Source organism: Janibacter sp. CFPM2_SD2, from assembly GCF_057364645.1.
Map to the genome: position 1 here is coordinate 1 of NZ_JBNFOF010000139.1, position 8,564 is coordinate 8,564.

The 8,564-nt window shown below is 71.7% G+C and carries 5 protein-coding genes and 1 pseudogene; 1 reads left to right on the forward strand and 5 read right to left on the reverse strand.

Annotation, left to right across the window (positions count from 1 at the left end):
* The 5 genes and pseudogenes from AC2W7J_RS12695 to AC2W7J_RS12715 form a co-directional block, all read right to left on the reverse strand.
* Positions 1 to 1,059 (reverse strand): penicillin acylase family protein (locus AC2W7J_RS12695; protein ID WP_485982816.1); only part of this gene is annotated, 1,059 nt, incomplete at its 3' end.
* A pseudogene (locus AC2W7J_RS12700) lies at positions 1,035 to 1,760 on the reverse strand (penicillin acylase family protein); the annotation flags it as partial. The pseudogene AC2W7J_RS12700 and the gene AC2W7J_RS12695, both read right to left, overlap by 25 nt.
* Entirely contained in the window at positions 1,757 to 4,153 is a 2,397-nt protein-coding gene (locus AC2W7J_RS12705; RefSeq protein ID WP_485982808.1) for a GNAT family N-acetyltransferase, read from the reverse strand. The pseudogene AC2W7J_RS12700 and the gene AC2W7J_RS12705, both read right to left, overlap by 4 nt.
* The gene (locus AC2W7J_RS12710) at positions 4,150 to 5,478 is read right to left on the reverse strand and encodes a lysine N(6)-hydroxylase/L-ornithine N(5)-oxygenase family protein (RefSeq protein ID WP_485982810.1); all 1,329 of its coding nucleotides are present in this window, start codon (positions 5,476 to 5,478) and stop codon (positions 4,150 to 4,152) included. The genes AC2W7J_RS12705 and AC2W7J_RS12710 overlap by 4 nt, the downstream gene beginning before the upstream one ends.
* A complete protein-coding gene (locus tag AC2W7J_RS12715; RefSeq protein ID WP_485982812.1) occupies positions 5,475 to 6,983 on the reverse strand; it encodes a pyridoxal phosphate-dependent decarboxylase family protein in 1,509 nt (502 codons plus the stop codon). Before AC2W7J_RS12715 ends, AC2W7J_RS12710 begins: the two co-directional genes overlap by 4 nt.
* Positions 6,984 to 7,146: 163 nt before the next feature.
* Between AC2W7J_RS12715 and AC2W7J_RS12720 the strand changes: the two genes are divergently transcribed.
* Positions 7,147 to 8,385 (forward strand): MFS transporter, encoded by a 1,239-nt coding sequence (locus AC2W7J_RS12720; protein ID WP_485982814.1) that lies wholly within the window; start codon positions 7,147 to 7,149, stop codon positions 8,383 to 8,385.
* Positions 8,386 to 8,564 lie beyond the last annotated feature (179 nt).

Here is an 8,564-nt window from a genome sequence, read left to right on the forward strand (position 1 = left end):
CACGACCCCAGGGAGCTCGGGCCGCCGAGCGACCACACGAGTCGGGCGCCGGCCGCGCCAGCACAGGTCGCTCAGGCCGGGCGCGGCGGCCGTGGCGAGCACGCAGTCGCCGTCACCACCCAGCGGTCCGCTCGGTGGTCCGGCGGTGTGCTCCGCCCGGACGAAGGGGGCGATGTGCCGCTCTCCCCAGGTGCGGTCATCGGCGGGTGCCTGGGCGACCCGCACGAGGGCCTGCACGGCGATCTCGTCGAGCGGCAGGTCCCAGTCACACCCGACGTGGACGATCCGCTCGATGCCGGCGCCGACCCGGGCGACCGGGTCCACCCAGGGCGCGAAGAGCGCTGCGAGACCGGCGGGTTCGTGGATCGGGGCGAGTCGCGGGTGGGCCGCGACGGCGAGGACGAGCTCGGTGCGCCAGGCCGCGAAGAGGGCCGCGTCGTGGCTGCCTGCGTCCATGTGGCCGTCCCACGCGAGCAGCCGCTGGCGAAGCTCCTCGGCGGGGCCGGTGGCCGCGACCCCGCCGAGGAGAGTCTGGAAGGTCGGCCAGGAGCCGAGCCGGGTGTCGGTCTGGATCTCCGCGAGGCCGGCGGTGTCCCAGGTCGGGCGCTCGCCGAGGAGCTCGGTGATCCGGTGCGCTCGGTGGGGGGCGGCGAACTCCTCACCGAGCCCGGCGACCGAGGCGCGCCGGTCGTTGGCGTGCACGACGACCTCGCCGTCGGCGAGGTCGCGGCGTGCCGACGGCGCCGCCACCGTGCCCACCTGGCTGCCCTGACTTCGCATTTCCTCAAGGAGATGCGAACCCTCGGCGGTGACCAGGCGGCCGGCGACGCGCTCGCGGACCCGGCCGTCGGCGCCGGCGATGACGACGGCGTTGACCGGCTCGACCCAGCCGTCGAGCGCGGTGTCGACGTCGTCGACCGTCCGCGCCAGGAGCAGTCGGCGCATCGTGGCCAGCCCGATGTCGCCGTCGACGCCGCGGGCGAGATCGGGTGGGGGACAACGGGGTCCGCGTCGGGGGCGATCTGCTGGTAGTCCGCCATCGCGTGCGTGACCGCCCAGGCGACCGAGCCGGCGTGACCGAAGTGCGGCACCCCCGGAACACCCGCGAAGGCGAGCCCGGACACGTCGACCTCGGGCGTGGTCAGCCGCACCTGCTGGTAGATCCCGGGCGCCTCGAGCACGCGGTGCGGGTCTGCGGCGATCATCGGTGCGCCCGTGGTGGTGCGTGACCCGGTAAGTGCCCAGGCATTGCTGCCGCCGAGCGGCACGCCCTCGTGGCTCAGCAGGTCGAGGGCGTCCTCGCCGAGCTGCGCGCGGACGTGCCGGCGCCACAGCAGGTGCCCGAAGTTGCCCATGAGCACGTGCTGGACGAGGAAGACCCCGGCCGGCGACCAGCGCTCCCACCGCTCCGGCTGCGTGCCGGTGGCGGCGAACTCCGGTGCGCGGGAACCCCCTTCGTCAAGGCCGTCGTTGACGCCGGCGACGTAGGCGTCCACCCAGGCGAGCGTCACGTCGTCGAGGTCGGCGACCGCGGCCCGGGCGATGCCGGCCAGGTCGGCGCGGGTCGCGAAGTCGTCCCAGTCGGACGGCCCGAGCAGCGTCGCCGAGGTCGCCTCGGACCGACGCCGCTCGACCTCGATCTGCCAGGCCCGGTCGATCGCCGCCGAGCGCCCCTGCGCATAGGCGAGGTCGTCGAGCGTGGCCCCCCAGCAGAGCGGGATGCCGTGGGCATCCCGCTCCACCCGCCAGTGTCGGCTCACCCGGCCACGCCCCCTTCGCCGGCGCCAGAACCCTGCAAAACCCTAGGGTCTTGCAGGGTTGGGGGCAGGAGCTCAGGGTTGTGCGCAGCGTGGAGGGGGTTGGCCAGGTCGCCGACCCGGATGAGCGAGCCCTCGGGGTCGGTGAGGTCGACCATCTGCAGGGTGTTGCGCAGCTGCAGCCGGTTGAGGCAGGAGTGCTCGAAGCTCTCCCGCAGCAGGTCCAGCCGCGCGGCCCGCGGGTGGTCGGCCGCGTGCGCGGCGATGCACTCGGCGACGAGCGCCCAGAAGTCCTCACCGGTGAGCATCTCGTCGTCGGCGAGGATCTCGGCGACGAAGCGCAGCACGCCGTCGAGCACGTCGGTGAGCACCGACAGCGACTGCACCTGCGGGTCGAGGACGTGCCGGATGCGCTCGACCTCGGGCGGCAGCTCGCGGTCGGACATGACGACGACCTCCTCGCCGATGTCCTTCATGAAGACGCCGGTGGGCACGTGGTCCTCGAGCACGAGGATGAGGTTTTCCCCGTGCGGCATGAAGGCCAGGTCGTGCACGCCGAGGCAGTGGACGACCGGTCGCAGGTAGGCGCGCAGCATCCGCCGCACCCACTCGCCGGCCCCGATCGGGCTCGCTGCGATGAGCTCGGTGATGAGCGCGGCGCCGTCGGCGTCGCGGTGCAGCAGCCCGGTGAGGGACTGGAGCCGTTGTCCCGCAGCGAGCTTCGGCACCGGCGACTCGCGCCACAGCGCGGCGACCATCTTGGTGTGCGGGTTGGGCACCCCGAGGCGGTGGTAGGCGTCGCCGGTGTAGCCGATCGCCGCGATCTCGCGCAGCACGCGGAACCCGCAGTCGGCGAGCTCCGGGTCACCGGCGACGACGTCGGCCACCCAGTCGTTGATCGCCGGCGTCGCCTCCATGTACTTCGGCGAGAGCCCGCGCAGGAAGCCCATGTTCTGGATCGCCAGCGCCGTCTTGACGTAGTGCCGCTCGGGACGGTCGGTGTTGAAGAAGGTCCGGATCGACTGCTGCGCGAGGTAGCGGTCCCGCGTGTGGCCGAGGTGAACGACATCGCGTCGGGCCACGTCCGCGGCGAAGGTCACCGCGAGCTTGTGGTCCCACTGCCACGGGTGGACCGGCATGAGCAGGTAGTCCGCGGGGTCGAGCCCCAGCGTCTCCAGGCGAAGGGAGAACCCCTCACGGTCCGCACGGTCGAGCTCGCCGGCGTAGAGGTCCTCCTCCGTCAGACCCTCGGCCAGCGAGAGGTGGGCGACGGTGCGGCGCACCGCGATCCACTCCAGCCGTACGTCGGTGCCGGCCTCGGGGGAGTAGGCCGCGTGGTCGGTGGCGGAGAAGCCGATCCGGCCGTTGTTGGCGATGAAGGCGGGGTGGCCCTCGGTCATCGCGGACTCGATCGTCTGGAAGTCGGCGCCGACGAGGTCACGGCTCGTGTGCCGCGCGTGGTGCCACTTGTGCGCCAGGCTCGCCAGCGTGCCGCTCAGCTCCTCGAGATAGGTCGAGCGCAGGTGCTCGGGGATGCCGAGGACCTCGTGCAGGTCGGAGACGACGCCGAGGGCGTCGACCTCGGTGGCCCGGCCGTCGACGGTGCGCTCGATGCTCGCAGGGTCGACCCGCCAGTGCTCGAGGGCGTGCCGGCTCGCGGCGAAGGTGTAGGTCGCCGCCCCCGCCGCGATCGTCCACCGCCCGTCGGCGGTCGGCTCGGGCGCGAGCACCCGCTCGTGGGTCAGCTCGCCGATCGCCTTGGCCGCGACGTGCCGGTGGGCCCGCGCCATGACCTCGGGCTCGAGGTGCGCGACGTCGGGGGAGGGGAGTGCCCCCCTTCGTCCCTCGAGCTCGCTGCCCGCGAAGTCCGCGAGCGTGCAGAAGCTCAGCAGGGCCTCCTTGTCCGACAAGGTGATCCGCCGGTCGACGACGAACCCGGCGGCGGCGTTCTTGGCGTGGATCGCGAGGTTGCGCACGTCCGGCTCGACGACGACCTCGGTGACGGCCGGGTCGCGGAAGCAGAAGTGCATCACCGCGCGGAAGACCTGCGAGGTCAGGCCGTGCACCGGGGTCTCCGTCGGCGCGACGAGCACGTGCATACCGAGCTGTCCGGGCTCGACGCGGTAGTGCGCCGCGAGCACCGAGTGGCCGGGGTCGTAGGTCTCGGTGAGGAAGGTCGGGACGCCGTCGACCCGCCCGAGCCACGCGTCATGGTGCGGGTCGACGTCGATCTCGTCGAAGGCCGCCCGCGACTGCTCGGGGGTGAAGCCCTGCATGCCCCAGAAGGCCGACCGCGGGTGCGTCACCCACGCGTGGAGCAGCTCGATGTGCTCGGCGGGGACGACCGGCTCGATCGTCACCCGCCCGACCGGCGTGATCATCGCGAAGTCGCTCATCGGGACATCACCGCGAGGCCACGAGAAACCACCGGCGACTCGATCTCCCCGACACCGAAGTGCTGGAAGGCGATGCGCTCCTCCACCGGGTAGACCTCGCGTCCCGCGATCGCGTTGATGATCACGGAGTTGCGGTAGGCGCCCATGCCCAGGTCGGGGGCGAGGACGGAGTGGGTGTGCTCCTCGGCGTTCTGCACGAAGATCCTTCCGTCGAGGTCGACGCTGTAATCGACCCCGGTGTCGTAGCGGTCGCGGGCGTCGCGCCGGATCCGGTCGGCGACGGGCGCGAGGAAGTGCGGGGTGCGGGGGCGGTAGCCGGTGGCGAGCACGAGTCCCTCGGTCGTCACCTCGACGGCGGCGTCCTGCTCCTCGTGGTGCACGCCGAGCGTGTAGCGGCCCTTCGCCTCGTCCCAGCTCGCCTCTCGCACTTCGCTGTTCGTCAGCAGGGTGGTGGGAACGGGCGCGCCGGTCTCGACGCGGATCCGGTAGAGCGTGTCGTAGATCTGGTCGACGAGGTCGCCGCTGATCCCCTTGTAGAGGTTGCGCTGCTCGCGCAGCAGCACGTCGCGCCGCTCCATCGGCAGCTCGCGGAAGTAGCGCGCGTACTCCGGCGAGGTCATCTCGAGCGTGAGCTTCGTGTACTCCATGGGGAAGAAGCGCGGCGAGCGGGTGATCCACGTCAGGTGGTAGCCGTGCTCCTGCACCCCCTCGAGCAGGTCGAGATAGATCTCGGCGGCGGACTGCCCGCTTCCGACGACGGTCACGGACTCGTTGTCCTGCAAGGCCGCTCGGTGCTCGAGGTAGTGGCCGGAGTGCGTCACCGGCCCGCCGAGGCCCTCCGCGACGGGTGGCACGGTCGGCGCCGTCCCGATGCCGAGCACGACATGACGAGCGCGAAGGGAGGTGACCGTCCCGTCCCCGAGGCGGGCCGTGACGACGTAGGTGCCATCGGCCTCGCGCTCGACGGCGGTCACCTCGTGGCCCCACCGGACGGTGTCGAGCTGGTCGGCGACCCACCGGCAGTACTGGTCGTACTCCGCGCGCAGGGGGTAGAAGCTCTCCCGGATGTAGAAGGGGTAGAGCCGCCCGATCTGCTTGAGGTGGTTGAGGAAGCCGAAGCGGCTCGTCGGGTCGGCCATCGTCACCAGGTCGGCCATGAAGGGCACCTGGATCGTGGCCCCCTCGAGCATCATCCCCGGGTGCCATGAGAACTCGTCCCGCGCCTCGAGGAAGACCCCGTCGACGTCGGGCAGGTCGTGCGTCAGCGCGGCGAGCCCGAGGTTGAAGGGCCCCAGCCCGATGCCGACGACGTCGTGCACCTTCATCGCGCCATCTCCACTCCCGCTCCCTGAGGAGCTTGCGAAGCAAGCGTCTCGAAGGGTGCATCCAGGCTCAGCTCGTCCATCGCGTCCTCGGCGAGCAGCGCCTCACCCGTGGTGGCGATCGTCTCGATGATCTCGCGCAGGTGCGCCAGCGAGGTCTGCGGGTTGAGCAGGGTGAACTTCAGCCACGCCCGACCGTCGATCGTCGTGCCGGCGACCATGACCGACCCGTCGTCGAGGAGCGCGTGCCGGATGCGGGGGTTGAGCGAGTCCGCGTCGGTGACACCGACCCCCTTCGGCCGGTAGCGCATGAGGACCGTGCTGAGCACGGGCTCGACGGCGACCTCGAAGCGCTCGTCGTCGCGCAGCACCTCCCACACCTGGTGGGCGCGGTCGATGACCTCGTCGAACATCTCGCCGACGGCGTCGGCGCCGGTGACCCGCAGCGTGAGCCACAGCTTGAGCGCGTCGAAGCGCCGGGTGGTCTGCAGCGACTTGTCCACCTGGTTGGGCGTCACGGCCGTCCGCGGGTTGAGGTAGTCGGCGTGGTGGGTGACGTGGCCCAGGGTCGCGCCGTCGCGCACGACGATCGCGCTCGAGCTCACCGGCTGGAAGAAGGTCTTGTGGAAGTCGACGGTCACCGAGTCCGCCCGCTCGATGCCGTCGAGCAGGTGACGACGACGAAGGGAGGTCAGCAGGCCACCTCCGTAGGCGGCGTCGACGTGCAGCCAGGCGCCGTGGTCGGCCGCGAGGTCGGCGATGGCCGCGACCGGGTCGATGACCCCGAGGTCGGTCGTGCCGGCGGTCGCGACGACGGCCATCGCCGTCTCGCCCCGCTCCCGGATGCCGTCGAGCTCGGCGGCGAGGGCGGCGGTGCTCATGCCACCGGTCTCGTCGGTGGGCACGGCGATGACCGCGCTCGGGTGCAGGCCCATGATCCGGGCGGACTTGATGACGCTGAAGTGGCTGTGCTCGGTGGCGAGCACGCGCAGTCGCGACTGCACTCCCTCGCCGTGGCGGCGCACGGCCTCGCCCCGGGCGAGGAGCAGGCCCTGGAGGTTGGACTGGGTCCCGCCGCTGGTGAAGACGCCGTCGGCGGTCTCGCCGAAGCCGATGCGCCCGGCGGTCCAGCGGATCAGGCGCTGCTCGACGAGGGTGCCGCCGGCGCTCTGGTCCCAGGTGTCGACCGAGGTGTTGACCGCCGAGATGATCCCCTCGGCGAGGACCGCCGGCAGGGCGACGGGGCAGTTGAGGTGGGCGACGTAGCTGGGGTGGTGAAACCAGATGGCGTCGCGCAGGTAGATGTCGGTGACCTCGGCCAGGGCGGCGTCGAGGTCGGCCGCGGGGCGGTCGAGATCGACGGCGTCGACCGCGGGGGCGAGGTCGGCCACGGTCGCACCGGTCGACGGGGCGTCGGCGGCCAGGTGCTGGGCGACGAGCCGGGTCACGCGCGCCATGCCGTCGACGTAGTCGTCGGTGGTCTCGTGCGTCAGGAGGTGGGGGTTCACCGAGCATGCTCCTAGAAGTAAGGGATACCTAACTTAGGTAGTGCTGGCCTAACATAACCGTCGTGCGCCGCTCCCGCTCGTCGAGCTCGCGGCGCCACGCATCACCGCTGATGCGCGATGACCCCTACCCGGACACCTGCCCACGAGCGCGAGGAAGACCCCCGTGACCACCACTGCCCCGACGGCCACCGAAGACGCCAAAACCCTTGGCGCAGAGCGGTTCCGGCTCATCACCGCGCTCTACTTCACCCAGTACCTCGGTGTGGGCTTCCTCACGATCGGGCTCGTCGCGATCCTTCGCGACGGGGGCACCTCGCTCGCCACGCTCGGTCTGATCCAGACGATCGGGCTCATCTGGCCGCTCAAGTTCCTCTGGGCCCCGCTCGTCGACCGCTACGGCAGCCGCCGCTTCGGCCACTACCGCTCGTGGCTCGTCCCGCTCCAGCTGGGGCTGGTCATCACGCTCCTGGCGCTCACCCCCTTCGTCACGCCGGCCGACCACCTCGGCCCGGTCATCGCGATCTGCTCGCTCTTCGTCCTCTTCTCCGCCACCCAGGACATCGCCGCCGACGCGCTCACCGTGCGCCTGCTCGGCGGCGGCGACCGCGGGCTGGGCAACGGCATCCAGGTCGGCGGCAACTACCTCGGCAGCGTCGTCGGCGGTGGCCTGGCGGTCGTCGTCTACGACCAGTGGGGCTGGGTGCCGGCGATCCTGCTGCTCGCCCTGCTCACGGCCACGGCCCTGGGTGTCGTCATCGCCTTCCGCGAGCCGGAGCGCGAGGTGCTCGTGCGTCGCGCCGGGCTGCGGGAGCTGCTCACCGTCTTCGGCCAGCCCGGCTGCCGCACCTGGGTGCTCGTCGTCGTGCCGCTCTACTACATCGGCGCGGCCGTAGGCTATGCGATCGTCTCGCCGGCGCTCGTCGACGCCGGCTGGTCGCTGACGAAGATCGGCATCGTCTCGGGCGCGATCGCCTCCGCCCCGGCGGTGCTCGCCGCGCTGGGTGCCGGTGCCCTGATCACCCGCTGGGGCCGTCGTCGGGTGCTCGTCCTCGGTGGTGCGCTGCTCGCCGTGGCGACCCTCGGCCTGATGCCGCTGGCCCTCGGCGAGACCTCGACCGTGTGGACGACCGTGGCCCTGTGCGCCTTCATGGCCGCCTACGCCGTGGCCAATGTCGTCGTCTACACGATCAACATGGACTTCGCCCGGCCCGACTCGGCCGGCACCGACTTCACGACGCTGACCTCCTTCGCGCTCGCGATCTCCTTCGTCGCGGCGGCCGTGGCGCTCACCGCCGCCGCGTGGATCGGCTACGAAGGCGTCCTCGTCGCCTCGATCGTCCTCGTGCTGCTCGGCACCGCCCTCGGCCTGCGCCACCAGCGCCGCCACGGCGTCACCGCCTGAGGTCGGCCCCTCCCCGAGGCTGCATTGCCCAACGGCAATGCAGCCTCCTGACCCCCTGGTCCGCATTTCCTTAAGGAAATGCGGCCTCCTGCGCCCTCTGGTCTGCATTTCCTTGAGGAAATGCGGCAACCCGGGCCGGTCAGGGCTCGTGGCGCCAGGCGGCGGTCGTCGTCGCGACG

Bases quoted from the DNA above. Each gene is read 5' to 3' on its own strand.
- AC2W7J_RS12705 (WP_485982808.1), bottom strand. From the start codon at position 4,153: ATGAGCGACTTCGCGATGATCACGCCGGTCGGGCGGGTGACGATCGAG.
- AC2W7J_RS12710 (WP_485982810.1), bottom strand. From the start codon at position 5,478: ATGAAGGTGCACGACGTCGTCGGCATCGGGCTGGGGCCCTTCAACCTC.